The sequence below is a fragment of the Bradyrhizobium sp. McL0615 genome (assembly GCF_049993905.1).
GTDB lineage: Bacteria > Pseudomonadota > Alphaproteobacteria > Rhizobiales > Xanthobacteraceae > Bradyrhizobium.
The window spans coordinates 6,097,528-6,122,584 of record NZ_CP188254.1 but is presented as its reverse complement, the minus strand read 5'-3'; the positions used below and the strand labels follow the sequence as shown (position 1 = coordinate 6,122,584).

Genomic DNA, 25,057 nt, shown 5'->3' with positions numbered 1-25,057 from the left:
GCCATTCCTTTAACGCGCCATTAACCATAATTGCGTCAGTCTCGACTGCGTATAGGCGCTGATTGCCAGGGCCTTGAGAGGCCGCGCGTTCGTTTCGCGAGGAGCGGGGCACCAGACACAATGTCGGTCGACACAACAAACGCCACGGCTGCGGCAGGTGTCGATCCCGCGCGCGCGCGAATCGCGGGCTCAATCAAGCAGGCCGCCTCGACCACCGGCGCTAGCTTCGAATATCTGCTCGCCACCGCGAAGATGGAATCCAACTTCAACCCGAAGGCCGCAGCCAGCACCTCGTCGGCGCGCGGGCTGTTTCAGTTCATCGACCAGACCTGGCTCGGCACCGTGAAGGAAGCGGGCGCCCATCTCGGCTACGGCAAATATGCCGATGCCATCGCCAAGGATCCGTCCGGCGGCTATTCGGTCAGCGACCCCGACGCACGCGCGGCGATCATGAAACTGCGCGACGATCCGGAAGCCGCCTCGTCGATGGCGGCGGTGCTGACGCAATCGAACAGTTTCAAACTGACCGGCAAGATCGGCCGCCGCCCGACCGACGCCGAACTCTATATGGCGCATTTCATGGGCGTCGGCGGCGCCGGCAAGCTGATCCAGAACGCCGAGGACAATCCGAACGCGTCCGCGGCGAGTATGTTTCCGAACGCGGCAGCGGCTAACCAGCCGATCTTCTACGACCGCTCGGGGAGCGCGCGCAGCGTCTCGCAAGTCTATTCGGTGCTGAACACCCGCTATGCGGCTGCCGCCAACTCGCCGGTGACACGCACCGCGATGGCGGCTGCCGGCGGCGATCTGCCGAGGCGCGTCACGGTCGCGAGCAACGCTGCACCGGCGACAGCGATCGACAACGCCGCCTACCTCTCGAGCTTTCCGGATCGGCGCAGCGTGATGCCGGTGGCGGCGACGTCGCAAACCGCCTCGGTCGCATCCGAGCCGATCTTCCGCTCGCTGTTCCAGGCCGGCGAACGCACGCAGCCGATTTCGCCGGCGGTGCAGGAATTGTGGGGCAGCAATTCGTCGCTGACCTCGGCGAGCACCGTCTTGTCCGAACATAAGCCCGAGGTTCGCGCACCCGGCCGGCTGGATCTTTTCAGCGACCGCGACGGCACGTTCAGCAGCTAAGCAACTTCGTTTCTCCGAGCGATGCACTCGCGGCCAAGCCGTGCTATGGATCTATTGCAGTGCCGCCGGAGAAGATGGCCGGCAAACGATGTTCGTGGCTCTCTTGTTGGAGGCCCGCCGTGGAAGTTCAGAAGCGAGTCCTGCCACATCCAGCACTTCGCGGCATTGTTCGCTCGTTTGGTGAGCGCCGCGGATTTTTGCGTTCTCCCGGCTTGTCCTGGCCGCTTCCACCGCGCCCCTACCAGATCATCGACATCGTTCTGAAGGAGCCATTTCAGGTAAGGATCGACGGTGGTCCCCCGCAAACCTCGCCGGAAACGGCGGTGGTCGGGCCGCAGGGCTCTCGCCGCATCCAACTCCATGCCTCGGGTGAAATCCATTTGTTCAACATCCTGCTTCAGCCTGCTGGTCTCAACCGGCTGGTCGGGGTGGACATGAGCTGCCTCATCAACGAAGGCATTCGCGCGTCTGACGTCCTCGGTTACCGCGCCAAATGGCTGAGCGACACCGTCCGTTCGGCCACCGATTTTCCATCGCGTGTCGCTGCCGCCCAACGCTGGTTTGGCACGATGCTGGAAGGAAGCACGGCGCGGGACGGGATCGATCACGCCTCGCGCGTGCTGTTGAAGACCGGAGGGCGCGCGCGGATTGAACGGCTTGCCGCGCTGGCAGGGCTCAGCGCCCGTCAATTCCAGCGTCGTTTTAGGACCGAAGTGGGCCTGTCGCCCAAGCACTACGCGCGAACGATCCGTTTCGACGCGGCGCTGGTCGCCCATCTTGCCGAGCCGCAGCGGCTCTGGACCGACATTCTCCACCAGGCCGGCTATTTCGATCAGGCGCATTTCATCCGGGAGTGCCGCGCGCTGGCTGGCGTCCCGCCAAGTCATTTCATCGGCGACTGGAATAACATTATCGTTCCCGGCCGCGATCTGGCTGCCAACAGCGGCGGCTGGAAGTCTCCGGACGGGCAATGACCGAAATATACAATCCCGGCTGACAGGCTAGCTCTATCGTCCTTTGCATGAAAGCACAGGGCGGTATTTCCATGAAAAACCTCATCAACAGGCGTTCGTTTCTGGTGACGGTCGGCGCTTCCGCTACCGTGATGGCGGCTTCCGGAAAGAGTTCTGCTGTCGCACAAAGCAATACAGCTTCCGCCGGGAATAACAGCCTTGCGTATCGCAGCGCCAGTGAGCTGCGCGGCATGCTCGACGGCCGCCAGATATCCGCGGTTGAACTGCTGGATCAGGCGATCAAGCGGATCGAGGCGCAGGATGCACGCATCAATGCGGTGGTTGTGCGCGACTTTGAGCGGGCTCTCGCCTCGGCCGCCGCTGCGGACCGGGCGATGGCGCAAGGCGAGCGCAAGCCGTTGCTTGGCATTCCCGTGAGCGTCAAGGAGTCCTTCAACATTGGCGGCCTGCCGACGACGTGGGGACTGCCCATGGGGCGCGACTGGCGCGCTGCGGAAGACGCGGTCGCGGTCGCTCGTCTGAAAGCCGCGGGCGCGGTCGTTCTCGGCAAGACCAATCTTGCGATCGGCATCGCCGATTGGCAGAGCTACAACGCCATCTACAATACGACCAATAACCCCTGGGATCTGGCGCGAACCCCTGGCGGCTCTTCCGGCGGGTCGGCCGCCGCACTGGCCGCGGGCTACGTGGCTCTGGAGCTGGGCTCGGATATCAGCGGCTCGATCCGGGTTCCAGCGCATTTCTGCGGTGTCTTTGGCCATAAGCCGACGGCGGACCTGGTGCCGCAATGCGGCCACGCACCGCCGCGTTCGTTGCCGCTGCAGACCGATCTCACCAGCGGGCTCGGCGTCTGCGGGCCGATGGCGAGAACCGCGGCAGACCTTGTACTGGCGCTCGACATACTGGCAGGGCCCGATGAAAATCAGGCTGGAGCCTATCGGCTGTCGCTACCACCGGCGCGCCATGCGGATTTGCGCAGCCATCGCGTGCTCGTCATCGACAGCCACCCGTTGCTGCCGGTTGCATCAGACATTCGCGCCGCGTTGGATCAACTTGCGGGCCGTCTCACTGCAGCGGGTGCAACAGTGGCCCGATCGAGTGCGTTGCTTCCCGATCTTGCCGAGTCGGCACGGCTGCACACCAAGCTCGTGCGCAACGTTATGAACTTCGGCCGGCCGCCCGAGTACTTTCAGAAGATGCGTGAAGGTGCCGCGGCGCTGGCGCGCGACGATGACAGTCTCAAGGCATGGCGATTGCGGGCGCCGCTTCTGACGCACCACGAATGGATGGCGGGTGAAATCGCCCGCGCGCAATTGCGTCAGCAATGGAGCATGCTGTTCAAGCAATTCGACGTCGTACTCTGCCCACCTCACGCGGTGGTCGCGTTCCCTCATGATCACCTCGATGACATGGAAGAGCGCCGCCTCGACATCGACGGCGCGGCGCATCCATATCTGTCCCAGATCGTGTGGGCGACGGTGGCAACGCCGCCCGGATTGCCCGCAACGGTGATGCCGATCGGCCGTTCGCGTGCCGGCCTTCCCATCGGCGTGCAGATCATCGGTCCGCTCCTGGAAGACCGGACGACCATTGCATTTGCCGGCCTGATGGAGCGCGAGTTTGGCGGGTTTTCGCCTCCGCCCTCGCTTCCTTAACAAAACGTCAATCAAACCAGCCGGTTATGGTGAACCCTTTGTTAAGCGTCATGGTTTATTTTTTCTAATAGTGGCACCGCGTCACGGTGTCGTCACAGGTTGCGTAGCCAGGACCATGATCGTTCGGCAGTTCATCAGTTGGATTCGTACCGCTCCGGCAGGCGAGCGGGCAGAGGCGACGCGGGCGTTGGCGCGGGCCTGGTTGATTTCAGATCTCAGCGAGGACGATCGCATCGCCGCCGAAGGCGCGCTGCTGATGCTGCTCGACGATCCGTCGCCGCTGGTCCGGCAATCGATGTCGGAAGTATTCGCACGAAGCCCTGACGCGCCAGCCACGATCGTGCGGGCCCTTGCGGCCGACCAGCCGTCGATCGCGCTGCCGGTGCTCGAATATTCGCCGCTTCTGATCGACGCCGACCTCGTCGATATCGTCGCGACCGGCACCAGCGACATGCAATGTTCGATTGCCCGCCGCGTCAATCTGCCGTCGTCGGTTTCCGCCGCGATTGCCGAAGTAGGTTCGGCGGCGTCGGCGCTCGAATTGATCGAAAATGCCTACGCCGAGCTTGCTCCATTTTCCTGGGACCGCATTGTCGAGCGGCATGGCCATCTCGCGGCCATCAGGGAAGCGATGCTGGTACTGGACGGTTTGCCGGCCGCCACCCGCGCGGCGCTGGTCGCGAAACTTTCCAATACGCTGGCGCAGTTTGCCGCAGCCCGCAACTGGCTGAGCCCCGAAAGGGCGGGGCGGCTGGCGGACGAGTCCCGCGAACGCTCGACGATCAACATCGCGGCGCGCTCGCGCGGCGAGGACATGCAGGGCCTGGTCCAGCATCTGCGCGCGACCGGGCAGCTGAATGCGGGCCTGATCCTGCGCGCGCTGTTGTCGGGCAATCTTGAACTGTTCGAGGCCGCGCTGGCGCAACTGGCCGACCTGCCGCTGGCCCGCGTAACGGCGCTGCTGCACGACCGCGGCGGCGCCAGCCTGCAAGCGCTGCTGGTGCGCGCCGGCCTTCCGGAATCGACCTTCGCGGCGTTCCGCGTCGCACTCGAGGCCAGCCGCGAGACCGGCTATGTCGACACGACCGGCGGGGCGGAGAGACTGCGCCGCCGCATGGTCGAGCGCGTTCTGACCCATTGCGAAACGGACGGCAAATCCGCCGAGCCGCTCTTGATCCTGCTGCGGCGCTTCGCAACCGAATCCGCGCGCGAGGAAGCCCGCGTATTCTGCGAGGAACTGGTCGCAGACGAAGCGTACGTTCCGCCCATGCGCGATCTGATCGCGGCGTAAATTCGTAGGGTGGGCAAAGCGACTTGTCCGCCGTAGCTCGTAGAGCGTAGGCGGAAGCGTGCCCACCATCTTCATGTTGAGCAAGAATGGTGGGCACGGCGCAATGCGCCTTTGCCCACCCTACGAAGCCAGGCCGATACTGCGACGACACATTCGGTGTCGTCCCTGCGAACGCAGGGACCCATAACCACAGCCGTTCGTGGTTACGGGAAAATCATCGACCGGCGCATTTTGATCGAGAAGCCGCGGCGTATGGGTCCCTGCGTTCGCAGGGACGACGCGTTGAGAGACGCGTCCTACTCCGCCGGAACGATGCTCGGCGCCAGGATCGCTTCGAGATGATCGGGGCGGTCGCGGTTGACCTTGACCAGGAATTCGTCCGCGACCCCGCGCAACTGGTTGCTCAGCTTGCTCGCCATCGTTGCGGTGTCGAGCTTGGTGCGTTCGCGCACGATCGCCTGAATGGCGTTGATGTGGTGGGTGATCAGCTCCGCCGGGACCAGATCGAGGTCGGGCGCGTGTTCAATGATGCGGCAGAGGCTTTCGGCGGCGGCGCCTGCGGACGGGAAGCCGAACGTGGCGGCGTCGCCCTTGATGTCATGGGCGGCGCGAAACAGCTCTTCGCGGTTGTCGGTGGTGAAGCCGTTGCGCAGAACGGCCGCATGCGCCGCCGAGAGCCGGTCGGCCTCGATCGTCATCCAGTTCTTGAATTCGCCGGACAGGCCCGCAAGCGCCTTTTCCGCGCGCCCGACCGGATCGTCGAGGTCGGATTCGGGAACGCGCAGCAATACCTTGCGCAGCGGATTGGGCTGCGTGATCACGTGGTGATCGCCGAACGACTTGACCTGTATCGTCCCGGGCTTCTGTTTCGCCATGATGGTCTCTCCGGGCCGGCGCTAGACGGCCGTGCGCGCTTTGTCGAGCAGCGACGGCTGCTGCATGACTTCCACTTCGCCGCCGATGCGGCGCTCGGGGCCGATATAGGCGTTGGTGGTATTGCGGCGGCGATCGGGGCCGAAATAGGTCTTGGTCTTGATGAAGGGGCGCGGGTTGGCGACGACGTTGAGAATGCGCTGGTAGAGTCCCTTGGCCGAGATCGGCTTGGCCAGAAACTCGGTGACGCCGGCATCGCGTGCGACGGTGACGCGGCGTTTCTCCGAATGGCCGGTCAGCATGATGATCGGCGCGTAGGGGTTACCCTTCGATTCCGGCTGCCGGATCATCTGCGCCAGTTCGAGACCGTCGAAGATCGGCATCGACCAGTCGGTGATGACGATGTCGGGCACGTAGTGGCTGTACATTTCCAGCGCGGTCGCGCCGTCCTCGGCCTCATAGGCCTCGCGCGCGCCGAACGAATGCAGCAGCGTCCGCAGGATGCGGCGCATGTGCGGATTGTCGTCGCAAATCAGAAATCGCAGCTTGTTGAAGTCGATGCGATACATGGTCCGGCCTGGCCCAGCAAAACAGTATACTGGTGTTAACCATATCGCGGCGCTCGTTAAGGAATGGTTGCGAAACGGCTCGATCAGGCACGCGCAAATACTCGATGACGCCATTTTTTTCGGACAGGAGCCCGGTTCAAGACCGCCGGGCGGTCACCGGACGGTCGTCAGGCGCCGAACTGCTCGCGCAGGATGCGTTCCTCGAGGCTGTGGCCGGGATCGAACAGCATCCGCATCGAGATCGTCTTGTCGGACAGCACCTCGACGCGCTGGACGTCGCGCACGTCGTCATGGTCGGCGGCGGCCGCGACCGGGCGTTTCTCGCTCTCGAGCACCTCGATCACGACGAAAGCGGAGTTGGGGAGCAGGGCGCCGCGCCAGCGGCGCGGGCGGAACGCGCTGATCGGGGTCAGCGCCAGAAGCGCGGCGTTGATCGGCAGGATCGGTCCCTGTGCCGAGAGATTATAGGCGGTTGAGCCGGCGGGCGTCGCCACCAGGATGCCGTCGGCGATCAATTCCGCCATCCGCTCGTGCTCGTCGATCAGGATGCGCAGATGCGCGGCCTGGTTGGTCTGCCGAAACAGCGCCACCTCGTTGATGGCGTGATGCAGATGCACCGTGCCATGGACGTCGGTGGCGCGCATCAGCAGCGGGTTGATCAGGGATTCCCGCGCCGCCGCCAGCCGGGTATGCAAATCATGCGTGGTGAATTCGTTCATCAGGAAGCCGACGGTGCCGCGATGCATGCCGTAGATCGGCTTGTTCGAGCGCATATGCCGGTGCAGCGTCTGCAGCATCAATCCATCGCCGCCGAGCGCCACCACGACGTCGGAATCGTCGGCATCCTGATTGCCGTAGAGCTTGACGAGCTGGGCCAGCGCGGCCTGTGCCTCGACGCTTGAGCTCGCGACAAAGGCGATCCGGTCGTATCGCTTGGGGGTGGCCATCGGACGACGAACTCACTTGTAGCGGCAGGATTGGGTAGCGTCGGACTGCGCCGCGCTCGTCTATACACCTTGTCGGGGCTTGTCGAGATAGCCGAACCGGCCTTTAGCGCCGGTAACCTAAACCACTGGTCATTGAAGCGTCATTTTTCCTGCAGCGTCCGGATCGGATCCCAATCCTCGCCCGGCGGGTTTTGGGCCAATTCCCGGGCCCGCGCGGCAAACAATGACGCCGGACGGTCGATATCGGCCGACCGGCCGAAATACTCCGCGGCGCATCCGAATTCGCGGGCCCGCCACCGCGCAAGCCCGTCGGCGTAGTTGGCGATCAATATCTGCTGCGCGGAGGTCAGCCCGGCCGACAGCGCCAGCAATTCGTAGATTTTCAGTGCCTGGGTTCGCCCCTTGACCCTGATGGCGTCGAGTTCGCGCCAGGCGAAGGCCTCGCCGGTGAGGGCTACCGTGGTCTCGGAAGCGATGACGGTGGTGCCGTAGAATTTGTTGGCGCCCTCCAGCCGCGACGCCAGGTTCACCGCGTCGCTCATCACCGAGTAGTTGAAGCGCCGACGCGATCCGAAATTGCCGACCAGCGCCTCGCCGGAATTGATGCCGATCCGCTGCGCCAGCTTGCATTCCTGGAACAGAGCGGACGAGGCGTTGAGCTCCGCCAGTTGCGTGCAGCAATCCAGCGCGGCGCGCGCCGCATTGGCGGCATGATCGGGATCGTCGGCCGGCGCGCCGAATACGGCGACGATGGAGTCGCCGATATATTTGTCGACATATCCGCCGTGACGCTCGATGACGTCGGTCATTGCCGACAGATATTCGTTCATCAGCTCCATCAGGCTGTCGGGCGACATCTTTTCCGCGATCAGCGAAAATCCCTCGATGTCGGAGAAGAACACCGTCACGTTGCGGGTTTCGCCGCCGAGTTCCGGCAGTTTGTTCGACGACAGCATGCGGTTGATGACGTGGGGGGCAAGGTAGAGCGCAAAGCTCTTTTGCAGCAGGCGGCGGTCCTTGTCGGCGACCACGAAGCGGAATCCGATCGTCGCGGCGAGCGCGAACAGGCTCGCCAGGAACGGCTCGGCGATCGGCAGCGCCAGTGCGTGGTTGAAGGCGATCATGGCGCCGGCAATGCCGGTCGCGACCATGCCGGTCCAGGTCAGCGCCGCATTGAGCGGTATCAACCGCCACGCGGCGACGGCCGCCAGCGCCGCAAACAGGGCAGAGATCAGGAAGCGCACCGGCGGGCCCGGTTCGACCACCGCGTTGTGCGAAATCAGATTGTTGACCGCGGTAGCATGGATATAAACGCCCGCGATCGTGCTGATCCGAAAGTCGGCCGTGACCGGCGTGCTCTCGGCAGCGCAGCGCGGTGCGCGCGCGCCTTCGATGCCGGTCGCAAAACGCTTGGAAGTCTGTTGGCGGTCCTCGATATCGAGAACGCTGCCGAAAATGACGACCTTTCCGGCGAACCAGCGCCGAAAGTAATCCTTGTCGTTCTTGACGGCGCAGGCGCGCAGGTCGGCAAAGGAGAAAGTCGGAATGTCGTCGGCGCCACCCTCGAAGTTCAGCGTCATGGTGTTCGGAACCCGGCCGGGGACGCGGTAGCCGGCAAGCGTCAGCCGGCCGCGTTCATCGAACTCGGGTGGCGCGCCCAGCGCCCGCGACGCCAGTTCGACCGCCATCGAGGGCACCTTCGCCCCATTGACGGCGAAGCTCAGCGGCAGGCGCCGCACGATGTCGTCGCTGTCGACGAAAACGTTGAGCGGGCGGATGTTCTGCTGCTGGCGTACCGCGACGCGCTGTCCCGCCGACGGCTTGACCGGCTGATTGCCGCCCAGAATTTCTCCTAGCACCACCTTGCTGTTCGCCGCCGCGCCGGCGAGCGCGCGAAGGAAGTCGCGGTCGAATCCGCGGACCTTCTCGCCGAGCATGCCCTCGCCGAACGGAATCTCCGACTGCTCAATCGACGCCGGGATGACGATGTCCAGGCCGGCAACCTTGGCGCCGCCTTCGAGCGTTGCGGCCATGACGCGGCCGATCTCTCCGGTCCAGGTCACCATCGGCGCGCCCTTGAACGGCGGGGTGCGCAGGCTTTCCTCGTCGATCGCGACGACCACTGCCGGCGAAGCCGCGGGATCGTGCCGGTGGCCGAATATTTCCCAACGCAGGGCGGTGAGGATATCGAGGGACAGCCCGCGGATCGGTCTGGCCAGCGGGGAAACTGAAGCCGCGGCGCAGACCAACGCGATGGCAGCAACCATCATCCTGTTGCGCGTGCTGCGCCTGATCCTCAAGCGGGATAGCCCGTCACGCCTATTCCATCCGCAGCAGACGGCCGACGATCGGCGTCGCGCCGGGCTTGGCCTGCGCATCCACCAGGAACACGATCTGCGATGATTTGAACGTGGCGGCGTAGAGGCCGCCGGGGACCAGGGCGACGTTCTCGGTGGCGAAATCGACGAAGCGTCCCTTGAGCTGGGTGCCGCCCAGATTGATCTCCTGACGCTCGCCCGGCACGTCGAGGCGCCGGATGGTCAGCTTGCCGCGGCCTTTGGCCTCCACCAGCGGCGATGCGCCGTAAAGGGTGACCTGCGGCTGGGGTTTGCTGCTGTCGACGCTGCGCAGCACGGTGGCGGCGACGCCGCTGGTCTCGCGTGTGGTGGCGTTGGTCTGGTTGGGATCGCAATTGGTTTTCTCGGCCTTGACCTCGGCGAGGTGGACCGCGCTCTCCTCGGTGCCGATGATGACGGTGCCGGCACCGCTGATCGTCTCGCGCCGGCATGACTTCAGGTAGCTGAGAATGACGGAGCCGCCGTCGCCGATCTTGATCACCGCCTTGGGCGTCACATAGTCCATGAATTCCGCGCCGGTGACCTTGCCCTGAACATCCTCGACCACCGCGACCGGCGAATCTGCGGCCGCCGGAGAGGCCAGCGCCAGCAGGCCGAGACAAACCGCAATCGAACGTTTCATGTTAAGTCCCCATCGAAAAGCGCAGGTTCGTTAGTCGCGTCAGCGCCAAAATGGTTTCATGGATGGATCAAAAATACCCGGCCGGCAGCCCAGCGGAACCGACCGATAGCACCTAACCGTCGACGGAGACAACCGCCGGACGTAGTGGCTATTTTCTCACGTGATGCTGTCGGGATTGTGATTTTCGGCAAGATTTCTCCTTGTTGTGCACCACCACCTCATTGTCGCACTGTTGCGGCAGAATCCGCAGGACACGGCTGGATCGCGGGGGCACAGGGAGCAAACGGTATGGTTTTTCGTTTCACGGCGACGCGCCCCATGCGCCTTGCCGCCACGGTTCTGGTCGTGTGTTGGGTGGGCGGTGCGCGCGCCGAGGAGGCGAGTTCTCCGGCTTCGGAGCAGCAGCCCGCGGCCACGCCGTCACCGTCGCCATCTGGCCAGAAGGGCGGCGCAGGGCGAGGCACTGCCGCGACCCAGCCGCCCGCGGCCGAACAACATCGCCTGCCGCCGGATTCCACCACCAGGCAGACGCTGGCGCTACCGGGCCGCACGCTCGAGTTCACCGCCACCGCGGGCTCGATCCGAATTTTCGACGACAAGGGCGAGCCGCAGGCCGATATCGCCTACACCTCCTATCAACTCGAGGGCACGGATGGCGCAAACCGGCCGGTGACGTTTCTGTTCAACGGCGGCCCTGGCGCGTCCTCGGCCTGGCTGCAGTTCGGCGACGCCGGCCCCTGGCGCGTGTCGATCACGGGTGAGGGCGCCCTGTCGTCCGCGACGCCTGATCTCTTGCCCAACGCCGAGACCTGGCTCGACTTCACCGACCTCGTCTTCATCGATCCTGTCGGCACCGGCTACAGCCGTTTCGTCGCGTCCGGCGAGGATGCGCGCAAGCGGTTCTACTCCGTCGACGGCGACGTCAGCGCCGTCGCGCTCGTGATCCGGCGCTGGCTGGAAAAATACGATCGCCTGCTGTCGCCGAAATTCGTCACCGGCGAGAGCTATGGCGGCATTCGCGGACCGAAGATCGTGCGCAATCTGCAGACCCAGCAGGGCGTCGGCGTGCGCGGGCTGATCATGGTCTCACCCCTGTTCGACTATCGCGACTTTTCCGGCTCGAGCGTTCTGCAATACATGTACACGCTGCCGAGCATGGCGGCGGTGGCTCGCGAAGCCAAGGGAGCGGTGACGCGCGCCGATCTCGCCGACGTCGAGCGCTATGCGCAAGGCGAGTTTATGGCTGACCTCATCAAGGGGCAGGCGGATCGGGAGGCGACGACGCGGCTTTCCGACAAGGTGGCCGCGTTGACCGGCATCGATCAGGCGGTGAGCCGCAGGCTGGCAGGGCGTTTCGAGGTCGGCGAATTCCGCCGGGAATTCGACCGCCGCAACGGCCGGGTGACGGGACGTTACGACGCCTCGGTCTCCGGTTTCGATCCCTATCCGGATTCGAGTTACTTTCTTTTCGGCGATCCCTCCGGTGATTCCCTGACAGCGCCGCTGACGAGCGCGGCGGTCGATCTCACCACGCGCAAACTCAACTGGCGCCCCGATGGCTCGTATCACCTGCTCAACGAGGCCGTGAACAGGGCCTGGGATTTCGGCCGCGGACCGCCCGAGTCGGTTTCACAGTTGCGCCAGATTCTGGCGCTCGACCCGAAAATGAAATTGCTGGTTGGCCACGGACTGTTCGATCTTGCCACGCCCTATTTTGGCTCGAAGGTGATTCTCGACCAGTTGCCGGCCTATGCGCGGTCGGACCGGGTGAAGCTCGTCGTCTATCCCGGCGGCCACATGTTCTACTCGCGCGACTCCGCGCGTCAGGCATTTCGCGCCGAGGTCGAGAAGGTGATGAAGTGAGCCCGACCAATAAAAAATCGGCGCAGTCATGTGACTGCGCCGATGATTTCTTCGTCATTGCGAGGAGCTCGCGACAAAACTGCGCAGCAATTTTGCGCTGAAGCGACGAAGAATTCATCGTTCCGTTATGCCGCGATATGGATTGCTTCGCTTCGCTCGCAATGACGAGAAGAGGCTGGTGCCTCAGTAAACCAATCCGGTGCCCGGCGGGTTTTCAAGCGCAGCGGCGAGCGAGCGATATTCCTCGCTTGTCGTGCCGGTGAGCTGGGCGATCCGGTTCAGGTGATACTGCGCCTGATCGCGGTTGCCCTGTTCGACCTGCCACAGGCCGTAATATTGCCAGGTCTTGACGTGGTTCGGATCGGCCTTGAGCGCGCGTTCGTACCAGATCTGCGAGACCTTGTAGTCGCCGAGCTTGCGATAGGAGTAGCCGATCAGGTTGGCGACGGCGGCCGAGTCGTCACGGCCGAGCGCCTTGAGCTGCGTGATCGCCGAGGTGTAGTCGTGGCGGTCGTAGATCGCGGAATAGGCGGCGCGATAGCCGTCAGCGAATGCGGTCTGCTCGATGCCCGGGCGGGCTTCGCTGGATTTCTTTTTCTTCTTGTCCGGCGGCGGCGGATCGTTGTCGGGCGCTGCGTAGACGACGCTGACGACAGGGGCTGCCGCGAGCGTCAGCGACAACATTGCAAGAGTCAAAAGCCTGATCCCAAGTTTATTCATGCATCTCTCCTGATGGCCGGTTCGGCGATCCTACACCGAAGCCCGTTGATTTGAACCCCCGGCGCCCAAGAACATTCCGGCGCCGTGTCCCCGTTTCCGCCAATTTCATCGGCGGTCCGTCGTCACCGGACATGACGAAGATGTCATTCAGATGAACGGAATCCGAAAGTCCGCTTCAGGAGAGGTTCAGTGCGCAGCCACTAGCGTCACTTGCATGATCGGCGAGCCCGGCCTTCCGACCGGAAATGCCCGCAGGTCCCAAGGGGCACTAAAGCAAGAGGAGACAACCATGCTCAAGACCATTTCCGCAGCGCTCATCGCCGTTTCCGTTCTCGCCGCGCCTGCGCTTGCCGGCACGCCGGGCAAGGCGCCCGTGAACAAGATCACACAGGCACCTGTCATCAAGGCCGAGGGCAAGTCGAAGATGCTGAACGCCAATGCCAGGATGGGCAGCCATTACAAGCATTATCGGCATCATCGCCACCACAAGCACATCGGCCTGCACAAGACGCATGCGAAGCACATTGCGGTCAAGCATGTGACGCCGGCCGTCAAACGCAGCTGAACCTGATTCGCTGGGCGCGCGTTTCGCCCCCATTGCCCGGCGCGCGCATTGCGAATGACAGACCAGCCCACGCGCCATTTGCTTTGCTCATGGCCGTGGGCTGGCGCGCGCTCAACTTTTCGAGAGCGAAAGTGAGGAGATAGACCGAGTTGCGAATTCCATTCTTGAGCCAAGCGGTCTAAGAAACGGCGAAGGGCAGGGGAAGACTTCGCTTGAGACGTTCGGCCAAATTCGCAGCGATGATGTTGCTGCCGGTTCTGCTGTCGGCCTGCGCCGCCAGCGATGACGGCAAGTCGATCACCTATACGGACGATCGCGGCGTCTCCAGCCAGCCGTTTCCGAAAAATTACCGCGCCGAAGTGCTGGCGTTTTTCAAGACCTATCTCAACAATCCGGTCGGGGTGCGCGACGCCGTCATGGCCGAGCCGGTCGAGCGCGTCGTCGGCGGGCGGCTGCGCTATCTCGCCTGTCTCCGGTTCAGCGCACGAGAGCCCGACGGCGGTTACCGCGAGCCGCGCGAACGCGCCATCCTGTTCGTCGACGGCCGCCTCGATCGCATCATCGAAAACGCTGTCGAGCCCTGTGCGGGGGTCGCGTACGCGCCGTTCCTGGAGCTGGAGAAAATGACGCGCTGATTTAGCGCGCGTCCGCTTGAGAACGCAGCCTGGGTTGGCCGGCTCCCTGTTGGCAGATTCCTTCCCTGGCGGATTCCATCCGGGCCTCCACACGAGACTGTGATGCTTCACTGTGATGCTTCGGGTCGATCTATATCGTATACGATCTAATCGTATCAGATGGAGAACCGGAGTGAGATTCATGTCCCAGCACACCAATCCTGACCGCCGCCGCTTCCTCGGCACCGCCGCCGTAACGCTGGCGGTTGCGCCGTTCGCCATGAGCGGGGCCGTCTTTGCGCAGGCCGGCGGCGCCAAGCCCGGTGCGGGCGAAATCAGGCCGGGTGCCCACACTTCGTTTGCAGCGCTGAAACAGATCGAAGCCGGCGTCCTCACGATCGGTTATGCCGAAGCCGGGCCGGCCGACGGTCCCGTCGTCATCCTCCTGCACGGTTGGCCCTATGACATCTACGCCTTTGTCGATGTCGTCCCGGTGCTGGCGCAGGCGGGCTTCCGGGTGATCGCGCCCTGGCTGCGCGGCTACGGCACGACGAAGTTCCTCTCCGCCGATACGCCGCGGAACGGCCAGCAGGGCGCGCTCGCCACCGACGTCATCGCCCTGATGGATGCGCTGAAGATCGACAAGGCGGTGGTCGCCGGGTTCGACTGGGGTGCGCGGACCGCCGATATCGTCGCGGCGATCTGGCCGGAGCGCGTCAAGGGGCTGGTTTCGGTCAGCGGCTATCTGATCGGCAGCCAGGAGGCCAACAAGAAGCCGTTGCCGCCTTCGGCCGAACTGCAATGGTGGTACCAGTATTACTTCGCGACCGAACGCGGCCGGCTGGGCTACGAAAAATACCGGCGCGAATTTTCAAAACTGATCTGGCAGCTCGCCTCGCCGAAGTGGAACTTCGATGACGCCACTTTCGAACGCAGCGCGGCGTCCTTCGACAACTCCGATCACGTCGCCATCGTGATCCACAACTATCGCTGGCGGCTCGGTCTCGCCCCTGGCGAGACGAAATACGACGAGCTGGAAAAGCGGCTGGCCGAATTGCCCGCGATCGCCGCGCCTGCCATTACCCTCGAAGGTGACGCCAACGGCGCGCCGCATCCCGACCCCAAGGCCTACGCCAGCAAGTTTTCCGGCAAATACGCTCACCGCCTGGTCACCGGGGGCATCGGTCATAACCTGCCGCAGGAAGCGCCGCAGGCCTTTGCCGACGCCGTCATCGACGTGACTCGTGCTTGAAGCGAGTCTGGCCCTGCCGGTGACGCTGCCGGCGGGCCGGATTGCGGAGTTCCTGGGACGGAACCGTGAACGAATTCGGATCACTTTTCGGCGAGGGTTGAACCTTGTCTTAGTGATCCCGGACATCACCTAAGCGGGAGACCACCTCCTTAACGGAGGAAAAAGCCTTACGTGCGAGGGAACTAAAACGGTTTGTTGCTGTGCCGTCACAGTGGCGCGCCATAGGGTCGCGGGCAGTTGCCGCAAAGCAACCTAAATGAAGTCACGTTGTTTGGATTGGTATCTGCAACGTTCGTAACGGGGATCGTAAAATGAAGAAGTTAGTGCTCGGCGCTGCCGCGCTGGCCGCCATGGCGGCTCCAGCTTTTGCGGCCGACATGCAGCCGCGGCCTTACACCAAGGCGCCGGCCTATACCGCGCCTCAGGTCGTCTACAACTGGACCGGGTTCTATGTCGGCGGCCATGTCGGTGGCGCCTTTGCGGGTAACAACTCCCTGCAGGGCAGCGACGCCCGCTTCATGGGCGGCGTGCAGGGCGGCTTCGACTATCAGTTCGCGCCGAACTGGGTCATGGGTGCCGAAGCCCAGTACAGCTGGCTGCCGAACAACAATAATAATGGCGTTCTGTTTCCCGGCGGCACCCTCGTGACATCCAATACCGACCAGCTCGGCTCGGTGACCGGCCGGCTCGGCTACACCTGGGGTCCCGCGCTGCTCTACGCCAAGGGCGGTTACGCCTGGCGCGACGGCAACAATCTCGGGGTGTCGGTGGCCGGCGTGCCGGCGGGCTTCACCGCCGACGGCAGCCACAAGGACGGCTACACCGTCGGCGGCGGCCTCGAATACATGTTCGCCCCGAACTGGTCGGCCAAGGCCGAGTACCAGTATTACAATTTCGGCAACACCACCTTCACGACAGGCCCCGCCGATATCGCCGGCCGCAGTTTCCGCAACGACGAACACACCGCCAAGGTCGGGGTGAACTACCGGTTTGGTTGGGGCGGAGCCGCTGCCTCCAGATATTGATACGGCGCTTCGTATCGACAGCAAAAGGCCGGCGTCACGCCGGCCTTTTTTTGTTCGGACGCGAGATCTGCTTACGCCTTCATGTGCCGTGCTGCGTGCAATTTGAGTGCGTCAAAATATTTTTCGCGCCGCACGCAACTTTTCGTCATGATGCGCTATTATGAATGTCAGCCGGTTGGGTTGGACATTCAAACATGCGTGCTTTTGCGTTAGGGCTGATCTTTTCTGCAGCGGCTTTTCCGTGCCTTGCTCAGACGGTCCTCAAATCCGAACCTCTCATTCTGGCGCCCTATGAAGTGGCCTTCGTGCAGGATTACGCCTGCGGGGCCGGCAAGGTGCGCAAGGTGACCGGTTCGATCAGGGGACTGCAGCGGCGCAAGGCCTGTGTCGCTCTTGCTGCGGAACAGGCATCGCTGGTTTCGGCGACTCCGTAGACCCGATTTACCCGCTCGGATCTCGTCCCGGCGTACGGGACGTTGCTGTCGGTTGTGTTCTGCCGGGTTGCCTCCCGGCCGCCGGCATCGCCCTCATGACGCCAGCTGCAATTCCGTCTGCGCTTCGCGGTCGGCATCAGCCTTGTTTCGGGCGGGGTCTTCGTGCGGCTCAAGCTGGCATGGCTTGATCTCGTAATCCTGGTCGAGCACGGGATGCGGGTGCTCCTTGTCGTCCTCGGAGACGACGTCGACCACCAGGCCGCTCTTCTGGGCGATTTTCCACACATCGGCCTCGGTCGGATAGGCCTTGCTCAGCTTGGCGTCGTTCGAGAACAGTGCGTAGGGCATTGTCGGCTCCGGTAAAAACGGTCAACGCAGAAGCGGGGCCCGGGTTTCAGGCTTGGCTGCCATTCCGTCATTCGACTGCTTGTTTCGGGAGCAAATTGGCTCGTTTCGGCCCATTTTTGTGGAGACTCTGAGTCTTTAACGAGCCGTAAATCCCGGAAAAAAGAATCCCCGAGACTCAACCGCCAGAATCGCCGGATGCTTCCGGCCATGAGAACGAGCCTCCAGACCTCCTGCGAGCGTGTCCAACTCACGCTGACCGTCTGCCTTTTGGTCGCTTGCGCGGCCAACATGGCGCTGGTCTACGCCTGGCTCTAGCGCTGGCCGATTGACGGCCGCCTCATTCCACGGATCATAACGGCCAGAGGCGCGAGCCGTGCGAAGCGGCCGCCGGATCAAGAATGGGGCAGGAAATGATCGAAACGCTGCAGCAGCGGGTCAATGACGACCAGGGCCTGGTCCGACGCGGCCGGTATCTGACGACCAGCTTCCTTCTGGAAGTCGGCGCCACGCCCTGGCTGATCTCCATCTTCGAGGGCCGGATCGTGGCGGTGACGCAAGGTCCGTTCGTGATGCCGTCTTCGTCCTTTGCGCTCCGTGCGTCCGAACAGGAATGGCAGAAATTCTGGAGCAGGCGGCCGCCGCCAGGCTCGAATGACCTGATGGCGCTGATCAAGCGGCGCGCGCTGAAGGCCGAAGGCAACCTGCAGATATTCATGTCCCATCTGCGCTACTTCAAGGAAGCCCTTGCCAAGCTGCGCGAAGGAGCCGCCGCATGAGCGCGAGATTCGAGCCGATTACCGGCCGCTACATGCACCTCGATCTGTTCGGCTGGCCGCACCGGATCTATGTCGAGGAGGCCGGCACGGGGACGGCATTGCTGTGCCTGCACACCGCGGGCAGCGACGGGCGGCAGTATCGTGGCCTGATGAACGACACGCGTGTTACCCGTAATCACCGTGTGATTGCTTTCGATATGCCTTGGCACGGCAAATCCTCGCCGCCCGCCGGCTGGCAGGAGGAGGAATATCAGCTCACGTCGGCGCAATACACCACCATGGTGCTGGAGATTTCGGCAGCGCTTGGGCTCGACAAACCGATCCTGATCGGCTGCTCGATCGGCGGCCGCATCGCGCTGCATCTGGCGCTCGAGCACCCGGAACGATTTCGCGCCATCATCGGCCTGCAGGCCGGCGCGCATGTCGATCCCTATTATGACCTCAACTTCCTGCACCGGGCGGACGTTCATGGCGGCGAAGTCTGTGGCGCCATCGTCTCAGGACTGGTCGGCCCCGATGCGCCGGACCGGGAGCGCTGGGAAACGCTGTGGCATTACATGCAGGGCGGTCCCGGCGTCTTCAAGGGCGATCTTTATTTCTACAAGCTGGACGGCGACATCCGCGGCCGGGTCGCGCAGATCGACACCAGGCGCTGTCCGCTGTTTCTGTTATCCGGCGAATACGACTATTCCTGCACGCCGGAAGAGACGCTGGCGGTGGCGAAAAGCATTCCCGGCTGCGAGGTCACCATCATGAAGGGGCTCGGCCACTTTCCGATGAGCGAAGACCCGCAGGCGTTTATGACGTATCTGCTGCCGGTGCTGGAGAAGATCGCGGGGAGTTAGGCCGGCTCAGGGCGTGATCCGGAAAAGTGGAAACCGGTTTTCCCTGGCGACAAGCGCGGAACGGGCTTGCGCCGAGATCATGTTCAAGTAACAGGATTCAGAGGGCAGGCTTTTTACTTGCCCAACCGCGGCGGCGATTCGCCTTCCTTCAGGACGGCGTGGACCTTGGCCATGGTGGCCGTGCAATAGGCTTCGCGCTCGCGGTTGAACCGTTCCTGATGGGCGCGGAAGCTGGCGATCCGCGCCCTGATCTCGGACTGGAAATCTTCCCGCAGATCGGGACGGGAAAGGGAAACCGGCCTCGGTATCTCCCGTGCCGTTTCTCCGGACACTTCTACTGTCGGCAGTTGAGCTGTTGTTGTTGGCGCCTGGGCGGCAGATGGCGTCTGCGCCAGCAGAGCGGCAATCTCGGAAAGGGTTGGATTGGAAATGGCTGCGTTGGAAAGGGCGGGGGCCGGACGTGTGGTTTCCGATGCCTCGACGGATAGCAGCGACACCGACGCGCTGACCGTCTTCTCGGCCTCCGGCGTCTTGCCGGTCACCGATTGAACGAACGCCATCGTTTGCGCGATCAGGAGATCGCGTTCCTTCATCCATTTCATGAAACACCTCGGCCCAAATCACTCCATCAAACGGCTTTTGTGGAAGCAAGCAAATGGGAAGGTAGCAGTGGATAACTGCCACGCTTTTGCGTGCGCGGTGACAAAACGGTGACAGTTCGTGACCGGCAACGTGCACATGGCACAAGCCGTTGGCGCAACTTCCGCAACTCGCGGTGGGGTCTCAGCGTTGGCGCGGATTTGTGTTCGGGACAAAGGGCGCGCCGACCACGCGCACCGGCGGCTGGTCGCTGACATGGATGATTCGCCTGTCGGGTGCGGGCGCTTCCTCGGCACGGCCCGTCATCCGATCGGCGAACGGCACCGGCTTGTTATCGGCAAAGCCGATCAGCATAGCGCCGCCGCAACGGCTATGCTGAGCACGGTAACGGCAGCGAGCAGGACCATGTTGCAGTTTTCTTCGCGAATTCTCATGCCGTGAAAACGCCGGATGGAACGGGTAGTTCCTGCCTGCAAGGTTGAAAGACGTGGACGCCCGCAGCAGGTGCCACCGTGTTGGACAGAACAAGAGAGAAATTTTGAAATGATTGTCCTGAGACGCCATCCGGCACATGCATGCGACGATGAGGGCGTATGACAGTTTTATGGCGGCGCGGCTCGCAGCTTTACCGGATCGCTGAAAGAGGTCGCGGTGGCCGCAGCGAAAACAGGCTGGCACAAGCCCGCTCCCATAACATCGCGGGATTGCCATGCAGAATCGAGCTGCCGGCTAACGAGATTGTGTCAGCCAGCAATATTGAAACCGTAGTAGACAGCTGATGGAATTGATTAAGCTGCGCTGGTAAATGACAGTTCACTTTTGTCCGGAAGCCCAGGTTAAGTGGCTGGACAGCGACGAATTCTCGACCGAATTCCTGAGGCTGCTAGGGGCGGCCCAGGAAGGCGGCTCGATGGTTTCCGAATGCTTCCTTGCCGCAAGCCGGGTCGACCCGGGGAATCGCAGTGCTTCCTGGTATCGGGAGTGGGTCAGGATCGCCGAGCTCAGCCGTGAACGCGGCAACATTGCCTTCGAGCGCGGTCGCGTGTTGACCGCGCAAAGCAACTGGCTTCGCGCCATCAATTACTATCACGCATCGACGTTCGCGCTGGACGCTGCCGACAAGAAGCGGCAGGACGCGCTGGGAATCATGCGCGACTGCGCCCGCCGCTACGTCGCGCATCTGACGCCTGCCGGCGAGGTGGTCGAGATTCCCTGGCTGGAAGGCCACGTGTTGGAAGGCTATTTCCTGCCGGCCCCGGCGGCTTCCGGCCGAACGCCTGTCGTCGTGTGCATGGGCGATCCCGGACACTGGAAGGAAGAGTACCTCTTCAAGGTGGCGCGTTATGCGCGCGAGCGGGGAATGTCGCTGCTGGCCGTGGATCTCCTCGGCGCCGGCGTCGGCGCCGAATTCGAGGAGGTGATCGGCCGGCGCGATCTGGAAACGTCGGTCGGTTGCGTGAGGGATTACCTGACGTCGCGGGACGATGTTGACGAACGCCGGATAGCCATTCTCGGCGATGGGGCAGGGTCGTCCTTTGTGGCGCGCGGCGTCGCTCTCGACAATCGTTTCGCCGCCGTGGTCTGTGACGGCGGAATCTGGGACATGCACGAGCGCGCCTTCCTGATGAATCGCTTCTCGCGGGATGGTGCCGGAAGCATGGCAATGGAAGGAGGCTGGCCCGGGCACAGATTCCATTGTCCGGTTCTGATCACCGTGGGCGGACAAGGCTGGCTGGAAAGCGGTGTTGTTGCCGATCTGTTCGAACGGCTTAAGTCCCATCATCCCGATATTTCACTGAAGATTTTCGAAAGCTCGGAAACGGTGGCTGCGCAAGGCCACCACGACAACCCTACGCTGGCCAACGAGTTCATCTTCGACTGGGTTGCCGATCGTCTCGACGGGATACCGGCCTGACGCCGCCGCAAATAGTCATATGCCCATCGCGACCTTCAGGCAGGCCTTCTCGAGGCGGGTCTTCAATGCCGCGAGCTTGCCGTTGAACTCGCCGAGTTCGCGGTCGCTGAACTCGGCAAAGATGAAGTTATTGAGCTCCTCCTGCTGGGAAGCCAGGCTTGCGATGTGCTTGTAGCTCTTGTCCGTCAATGACATCTGCACGACCCGGGCGTCGTCCCCTGAGGTCTTTCGGCGCATGAAGCCCTTCTTCTCCAGCATTTTCGACTGGGTCGTTACGAAGGACGGGTCAACATGCAGCATCTTTGACACGACCTTCACCGGCACGCCCTCTCCCTGATCCAGGTCGGCCAGGGCGATCAGGATCATCCATTGCGGTCCGCTGACGCCGAGGGCTTTCGCCCAGAAGTAGCGAATCTCCTGAAGATGCACGTTGATGGCGGCGATCTCCCAGGCGAATTGCCGGGCGAGGTCGTGATTCTTTCCCCCAAGCTCATTCGATCCTGTGCGCTTGGTCCGGCTCGACGAGTCCGATCCCTTGCGGGGCTCCTGTCCCATGGCTCTCCCCGTTTCGAGTCTGCCTTCAACCAGAGCTTAGCCGATTTAATAACAAATTCATCCAATTGGGGAGCGTTTAGGTGGCTCGTTGGAGATCGTGTCGCGTATTCGGCGGTGTTGCCGCTGCGACACAGTCGGTTGGGATCAGGATAGCTGAGTTCATAAAGTATTTTGATTATGTAAATTGCGCATGCATAGTTCTGAAGACGGCGAGGGGGGTCCTCGATCGTTCCGTTCTAGGTGGTTCGCTTAAGTCCCTCGCGTTCATGCGGGTGTGTCCGAAGACGCGAAACGACTGAGCGGTTTCCGAAAGGCTAGGGCGGACTTTTTCCTCTGGGGGAACAGCCACAGGTCCGCCCTTGTCCTTGCAGAACAACTTGGAGGTTTAACATGACTATGATCAAGAGCCTTGTTCTCGGCTCAGCGGCGGGTCTGATCGCCATGAGCGGGGCGCAGGCGGCCGATCTTCCCGTCAAGGCCAAAGCGGTCGAGTACGTGAGGATCTGCTCCCTGTATGGCGCGGGCTTCTTCTACATCCCGGGCACCGACACCTGCATCAAGCTGGGTGGTTATCTGCGCATCGACACCACGTTCAACGGTGGCGCCTACGGTCAGCCGTTCTATTCGGGCGACGCCGGCCAGGGCAATCGCTTCCGCGATTACTTCAACTCCCGTTCCCGTATGGCGCTGACGGTTGATACCCGTACCGCCACCGAATACGGCGTGGTCCGCACCTTCGGTCAGGCCGACTTCCAGTTCCAGAACTTCGGCACGTCGAACATCGGATCGACGACCAACTTCACCGGCGCGACGCTCAACAACGCTCTGCTTTCCACGGCAGGCGGTGGTTACGTCGCGGTTGAAATGGTGTTCATCCAGTTCGCTGGTTTCACCTTCGGTAAGTCGGCTTCGGCCTACGCGACGCCCTGGAACGGCTATCCGGGCAACAACAACTCGTTCTTGATGGGCGGTGCTGACTACGTCACCGGCGTCAACAACATCCAGTACACCGCGCAGTTCGGTAACGGCGTGTCGGGCACCATCGGTCTCGATGATCCGACCGTGTTCGACCGCACCTCTGTGCTCAATCTCGGCGTTGCCGGGTCGGCGATCGGTGCCGGCGCGAACGCGTACGGCGGAACGCATGCTCCCGACATCGTCGGTAACATCCGTGTCGACCAGGCTTGGGGTCTGTTCCAGATTTCAGGTATGGCGCACCTCGTGAACGCTTCCTACAACATCCTCGGCGCCGGTGGCGCTGCGACCGCTCTGTCAGAAATCTCCGGTCACCCCGAAGACAAGTGGGGCGGTGCGGTGATGGCTGCGTTGCAGATCAAGAACCTCCCGACCGGTGCCGGCGACGATTTCAAGATCGACGTCTCGTACTCCAAGGGTGATACCAAGGCTGTGATCTCCACGAGCGGTGGTTCGCCGAGCTTCGCGATGTTCGGTTCGACCGGCCTCGCCGGCGGCTACCAGAGCGTCGGTTTCGGCCAGACCTCTGATGCGGTCTACGTGCCGGGCGGCGAGCTCAAGCTGGTGGATGCATGGGGTGTCCGTGGTGCGTTCAACCACAACTGGGATCCCTACTGGTCGTCCAGCCTCTGGGGCAGCTACGCCTCGGTGCGCTACAACGGCTCCTCGACGGATCTGACTTCCGCCAAGGGCCAGTGGTGCGCCAACTACAACGCCGGCAAGGCGGTGTCTTTGGACTATAGCTGCAACCCGGACTACAACATTGCCCAGGTTGGTCTGACCACCCGCTGGACTCCCGTCAAGAACCTGACGTTCTCGGCTGAAGTCGGCGCGTTCTTCCTCGACCAGAAGTTCACGGGCTCTGCTATCTTGACCCCGACGGCTCCGAAGCCGACCGCTGTGTACGAGTTCAAGGACCAGAGCACTGTGTTCCTGAACGTTCGCGCTCAGCGTAACTTCTGATCCCGAAAGACTTGAAACACTCGGAGAACCCCCGGCAGGCAACTGCTGGGGGTTTTTCTTTGGCGTCTGCTGGTTTTCCGGCTGCGCAGCGATGCGCGCGGCAATATGAAGAGAGATGCAAGCCGCTGTAACGAATGCTTGAAAACTTCAAAAAATCAAAAAATATGATTTACTCAGGTAATTATGTAATCTAATATGATCTGAAGGTAGCCAGCTCAATTCCTTGGTTGCCTCTTGGTCTCCAAGGAGACGCAACACTACTTACGTTAAACCTCCGAAACCTCCGGGAATGCCCTCCCGGAGGTTTTAACGTTTGGGCGAATGTCTCGTTGCGCTGGCGGCCCGCCCGCTGCCGATTCGAACTGCTGCAGGGGAAGGTAGAAGAAAGCCCCGTCTCGTTGGCTTGGGTCGTGGTGCCGGTTGAGAGGATTGAACTCCCGACCTTCGGTTTACAAAACCGCTGCTCTACCGCTGAGCTAAACCGGCGAATTGAAGCAATCGGCGAGGGTAGATATCTCGCCACATGGTCCGATCTTCGGCGGCTCGAATATCAGACTTGGCCGCAAAGGGCCAGAACCCCAAGAGCCGCTTTTCATCGCTCCCGTATGGAAAAGGCGGCCTTTCCAGCCGCCTTTTCCGAACGCGATTCGCGGGCCGCCTTACTGGCAGAGATGCCGCCGGCCGTCCTCGCCGCGGAACAGGGTGCCGGGGACGCAGACAAAGCCGTTGCGGCGGGCATATTCCTCGCCGCCGAACGGATAGGCGGCAATCGCCGCCGCCGTGCCGACGGTGCCACCGACGACGCCGGCTGCGACATTGCCGGGCCAGAAGCCGCTGTTGTCCTCAACGCGATTATAGCTGTTCTGCCAGGTACGATCCCGATAGGCCTGATCCTGATAGACCTGACGCTGGTAGCTGCCGGTGTAGGGACTTCCCGGTCCCCGGTTCTGGCAATTGGCGTTTGGATAGTACTGCGCGCAGTAGCCGGGATTGTAGATGACTTCCTGCGCCATTGCGGGGCTGGCAAGCGCGGATGCAAGGATCGCCGCGGCGGCGAGAATGCTGGATTTGGTCATTGGTGGACTCCATTGCAGGGGGCGCCACGCTAAGCATTCGTATCGGCGATCGTTCCGGTGCGATCCCTTTGCGCGAGTCAAACAGCCGTGATGCGGAGGGCGGAAG

25 protein-coding genes and 1 tRNA gene are annotated in these 25,057 nt (G+C 62.6%); 14 read left to right on the top strand and 12 right to left on the bottom strand.

Annotation, left to right across the window (positions count from 1 at the left end):
* Positions 1-120: 120 nt before the first annotated feature.
* The 4 genes from ACPPVP_RS29535 to ACPPVP_RS29520 all read left to right on the top strand — a co-directional run bounded on the left by ACPPVP_RS29535 (position 121) and on the right by ACPPVP_RS29520 (position 5,057).
* Positions 121-1,137: a transglycosylase SLT domain-containing protein gene (locus ACPPVP_RS29535; RefSeq protein WP_426526946.1), complete on the top strand. Its 1,017-nt coding sequence runs from the start codon at positions 121-123 to the stop codon at positions 1,135-1,137.
* A 119-nt stretch (positions 1,138-1,256) separates the two neighbouring features.
* Complete coding sequence (locus tag ACPPVP_RS29530; RefSeq protein WP_426526944.1) at positions 1,257-2,111, top strand: helix-turn-helix domain-containing protein; 855 nt, start codon at positions 1,257-1,259, stop codon at positions 2,109-2,111.
* Between the two features lie 71 nt (positions 2,112-2,182).
* Entirely contained in the window at positions 2,183-3,766 is a 1,584-nt protein-coding gene (locus ACPPVP_RS29525; protein ID WP_426526942.1) for an amidase, read from the top strand.
* A gap of 115 nt (positions 3,767-3,881) precedes the next feature.
* Positions 3,882-5,057, top strand: coding sequence for a DUF2336 domain-containing protein (locus tag ACPPVP_RS29520; RefSeq protein ID WP_426526940.1), 1,176 nt, complete (start codon positions 3,882-3,884; stop codon positions 5,055-5,057).
* Positions 5,058-5,353: 296 nt separating this feature from the next.
* On the opposite strand, the gene ACPPVP_RS29515 is transcribed toward ACPPVP_RS29520, so the two are convergent.
* From ACPPVP_RS29515 to ACPPVP_RS29495, 5 genes are all read right to left on the bottom strand, one after another.
* Positions 5,354-5,932 carry an Hpt domain-containing protein gene (locus tag ACPPVP_RS29515; RefSeq protein WP_426526938.1) on the bottom strand — a complete coding sequence of 193 codons (579 nt, stop codon included), beginning with the start codon at positions 5,930-5,932 and terminating at the stop codon, positions 5,354-5,356.
* Positions 5,933-5,953: 21 nt separating this feature from the next.
* Positions 5,954-6,499: a response regulator gene (locus ACPPVP_RS29510; protein WP_426526936.1), complete on the bottom strand. Its 546-nt coding sequence runs from the start codon at positions 6,497-6,499 to the stop codon at positions 5,954-5,956.
* 167 nt (positions 6,500-6,666) lie between these two features.
* Positions 6,667-7,446, bottom strand: a complete 780-nt coding sequence (locus tag ACPPVP_RS29505) for an NAD kinase (protein ID WP_426526934.1) — start codon at positions 7,444-7,446, stop codon at positions 6,667-6,669.
* Positions 7,447-7,586: 140 nt separating this feature from the next.
* The gene (locus ACPPVP_RS29500; protein WP_426526932.1) at positions 7,587-9,716 is read right to left on the bottom strand and encodes an adenylate/guanylate cyclase domain-containing protein; all 2,130 of its coding nucleotides are present in this window, start codon (positions 9,714-9,716) and stop codon (positions 7,587-7,589) included.
* Positions 9,717-9,765: 49 nt separating this feature from the next.
* The gene (locus tag ACPPVP_RS29495) at positions 9,766-10,425 is read right to left on the bottom strand and encodes a hypothetical protein (RefSeq protein WP_426526930.1); all 660 of its coding nucleotides are present in this window, start codon (positions 10,423-10,425) and stop codon (positions 9,766-9,768) included.
* A gap of 288 nt (positions 10,426-10,713) precedes the next feature.
* Between ACPPVP_RS29495 and ACPPVP_RS29490 the strand changes: the two genes are divergently transcribed.
* Positions 10,714-12,288: a S10 family peptidase gene (locus ACPPVP_RS29490; protein ID WP_426526928.1), complete on the top strand. Its 1,575-nt coding sequence runs from the start codon at positions 10,714-10,716 to the stop codon at positions 12,286-12,288.
* 183 nt (positions 12,289-12,471) lie between these two features.
* Here ACPPVP_RS29490 and ACPPVP_RS29485 read toward each other — a convergent pair whose 3' ends face one another.
* On the bottom strand, positions 12,472-13,008 hold the full coding sequence (locus ACPPVP_RS29485; protein WP_426526926.1) for a tetratricopeptide repeat protein: 537 nt from the start codon (positions 13,006-13,008) through the stop codon (positions 12,472-12,474).
* A 289-nt stretch (positions 13,009-13,297) separates the two neighbouring features.
* Here ACPPVP_RS29485 and ACPPVP_RS29480 point away from each other — a divergent pair, with 289 nt between their 5' ends.
* From ACPPVP_RS29480 to ACPPVP_RS29460, 5 genes are all read left to right on the top strand, one after another.
* Positions 13,298-13,573 carry a His-rich protein BRANT gene (locus ACPPVP_RS29480; protein WP_426526924.1) on the top strand — a complete coding sequence of 92 codons (276 nt, stop codon included), beginning with the start codon at positions 13,298-13,300 and terminating at the stop codon, positions 13,571-13,573.
* Positions 13,574-13,785: 212 nt separating this feature from the next.
* Positions 13,786-14,208: a hypothetical protein gene (locus ACPPVP_RS29475; RefSeq protein ID WP_426526922.1), complete on the top strand. Its 423-nt coding sequence runs from the start codon at positions 13,786-13,788 to the stop codon at positions 14,206-14,208.
* Positions 14,209-14,389: 181 nt separating this feature from the next.
* Positions 14,390-15,439, top strand: coding sequence for an alpha/beta fold hydrolase (locus ACPPVP_RS29470; RefSeq protein WP_426526921.1), 1,050 nt, complete (start codon positions 14,390-14,392; stop codon positions 15,437-15,439).
* A gap of 311 nt (positions 15,440-15,750) precedes the next feature.
* Complete coding sequence (locus ACPPVP_RS29465) at positions 15,751-16,464, top strand: outer membrane protein (protein WP_426526920.1); 714 nt, start codon at positions 15,751-15,753, stop codon at positions 16,462-16,464.
* Between the two features lie 194 nt (positions 16,465-16,658).
* The gene (locus ACPPVP_RS29460; protein ID WP_426526918.1) at positions 16,659-16,898 is read left to right on the top strand and encodes a hypothetical protein; all 240 of its coding nucleotides are present in this window, start codon (positions 16,659-16,661) and stop codon (positions 16,896-16,898) included.
* A 93-nt stretch (positions 16,899-16,991) separates the two neighbouring features.
* On the opposite strand, the gene ACPPVP_RS29455 is transcribed toward ACPPVP_RS29460, so the two are convergent.
* Positions 16,992-17,246, bottom strand: coding sequence for a hypothetical protein (locus tag ACPPVP_RS29455; RefSeq protein ID WP_426526917.1), 255 nt, complete (start codon positions 17,244-17,246; stop codon positions 16,992-16,994).
* A 410-nt stretch (positions 17,247-17,656) separates the two neighbouring features.
* Here ACPPVP_RS29455 and ACPPVP_RS29450 point away from each other — a divergent pair, with 410 nt between their 5' ends.
* Both ACPPVP_RS29450 and ACPPVP_RS29445 read left to right on the top strand, forming a co-directional pair.
* Complete coding sequence (locus tag ACPPVP_RS29450) at positions 17,657-18,022, top strand: hypothetical protein (protein WP_426526916.1); 366 nt, start codon at positions 17,657-17,659, stop codon at positions 18,020-18,022.
* Complete coding sequence (locus tag ACPPVP_RS29445; RefSeq protein WP_426526914.1) at positions 18,019-18,867, top strand: alpha/beta fold hydrolase; 849 nt, start codon at positions 18,019-18,021, stop codon at positions 18,865-18,867. The genes ACPPVP_RS29450 and ACPPVP_RS29445 overlap by 4 nt, the downstream gene beginning before the upstream one ends.
* A 113-nt stretch (positions 18,868-18,980) precedes the next feature.
* Here the strand turns inward: ACPPVP_RS29445 and ACPPVP_RS29440 are convergent, their stop codons facing one another.
* Both ACPPVP_RS29440 and ACPPVP_RS29435 read right to left on the bottom strand, forming a co-directional pair.
* Positions 18,981-19,469, bottom strand: coding sequence for a hypothetical protein (locus tag ACPPVP_RS29440; RefSeq protein WP_426526912.1), 489 nt, complete (start codon positions 19,467-19,469; stop codon positions 18,981-18,983).
* Positions 19,470-19,650: 181 nt separating this feature from the next.
* Complete coding sequence (locus ACPPVP_RS29435; RefSeq protein WP_426526910.1) at positions 19,651-19,821, bottom strand: hypothetical protein; 171 nt, start codon at positions 19,819-19,821, stop codon at positions 19,651-19,653.
* 451 nt (positions 19,822-20,272) lie between these two features.
* Between ACPPVP_RS29435 and ACPPVP_RS29430 the strand changes: the two genes are divergently transcribed.
* The gene (locus ACPPVP_RS29430; RefSeq protein ID WP_426526908.1) at positions 20,273-21,382 is read left to right on the top strand and encodes an alpha/beta hydrolase family protein; all 1,110 of its coding nucleotides are present in this window, start codon (positions 20,273-20,275) and stop codon (positions 21,380-21,382) included.
* Positions 21,383-21,397: 15 nt separating this feature from the next.
* On the opposite strand, the gene ACPPVP_RS29425 is transcribed toward ACPPVP_RS29430, so the two are convergent.
* The gene (locus tag ACPPVP_RS29425; protein ID WP_426526906.1) at positions 21,398-21,937 is read right to left on the bottom strand and encodes a MarR family winged helix-turn-helix transcriptional regulator; all 540 of its coding nucleotides are present in this window, start codon (positions 21,935-21,937) and stop codon (positions 21,398-21,400) included.
* A 396-nt stretch (positions 21,938-22,333) separates the two neighbouring features.
* Between ACPPVP_RS29425 and ACPPVP_RS29420 the strand changes: the two genes are divergently transcribed.
* Positions 22,334-23,875 carry a porin gene (locus ACPPVP_RS29420; RefSeq protein ID WP_426526904.1) on the top strand — a complete coding sequence of 514 codons (1,542 nt, stop codon included), beginning with the start codon at positions 22,334-22,336 and terminating at the stop codon, positions 23,873-23,875.
* 411 nt (positions 23,876-24,286) lie between these two features.
* On the opposite strand, the gene ACPPVP_RS29415 is transcribed toward ACPPVP_RS29420, so the two are convergent.
* Together ACPPVP_RS29415 and ACPPVP_RS29410 are read right to left on the bottom strand one after the other, a co-directional pair.
* A tRNA-Thr gene (locus tag ACPPVP_RS29415) sits at positions 24,287-24,361 on the bottom strand.
* 173 nt (positions 24,362-24,534) lie between these two features.
* Entirely contained in the window at positions 24,535-24,951 is a 417-nt protein-coding gene (locus ACPPVP_RS29410) for a hypothetical protein (RefSeq protein ID WP_426526902.1), read from the bottom strand.
* Between the last annotated feature and the right edge of the window lie 106 nt (positions 24,952-25,057).